The organism is Nocardia sp. AB354, assembly GCF_049538315.1.
Lineage (GTDB): Bacteria > Actinomycetota > Actinomycetes > Mycobacteriales > Mycobacteriaceae > Nocardia > Nocardia nova.
The window spans coordinates 1-776 of the sequence record NZ_JBMVFU010000073.1 but is presented as its reverse complement, the minus strand read 5'-3'; the positions used below and the strand labels follow the sequence as shown (position 1 = coordinate 776).

At 61.6% G+C, this 776-nt stretch carries 1 pseudogene; it reads left to right on the top strand.

The window, feature by feature from the left end:
* Nucleotides 1-776 (top strand): annotated as a pseudogene (locus ACPCUW_RS35140) (DNA-directed RNA polymerase subunit beta); the annotation flags it as partial.

The window sequence follows — 776 nt, the reverse complement described above, 5'->3', positions numbered from 1 at the left end:
GTCCGCGTGTATGTGGCGCAGAAGCGCAAGATTCAGGACGGTGACAAGCTCGCGGGTCGTCACGGTAACAAGGGTGTGATCGGCAAGATCCTGCCGAAGGAGGATATGCCGTTCATGCCGGACGGCACTCCGGTCGACATCATCTTGAATACTCATGGTGTGCCGCGTCGTATGAACATCGGCCAGATCCTCGAGACCCACCTCGGCTGGATCGCCAAGGCCGGCTGGCAGGTCGACGGCGCCGAATCCGGCAATCTGCCGGACTGGGCGAAGAACCTGCCCGAGGAGATGCTGGGTCAGGAATCCGACACCAACATCGCGACCCCGGTGTTCGACGGCGCGCAGGAAGACGAGCTGACCGGTCTGCTGGGTTCCACCCTGCCGAACCGCGACGGCGAGACCATGGTCGACGCCAACGGTAAGTCGGTGTTGTTCGATGGTCGTTCGGGTGAGCCGTTCCCGTATCCGGTGGCGGTGGGTTACATGTACATCTTGAAGCTGCATCACTTGGTGGACGACAAGATTCACGCGCGGTCGACGGGTCCGTACTCGATGATCACTCAGCAGCCGCTCGGTGGTAAAGCGCAGTTCGGTGGTCAGCGTTTCGGTGAGATGGAGTGCTGGGCCATGCAGGCCTACGGCGCTGCCTACACGCTGCAGGAGCTGCTGACGATCAAGTCCGACGACGTGGTCGGTCGGGTGAAGGTGTACGAGGCGATCGTCAAGGGCGAGAACATTCCCGAGCCGGGTATCCCGGAGTCGTTCAAGGTTCTGCT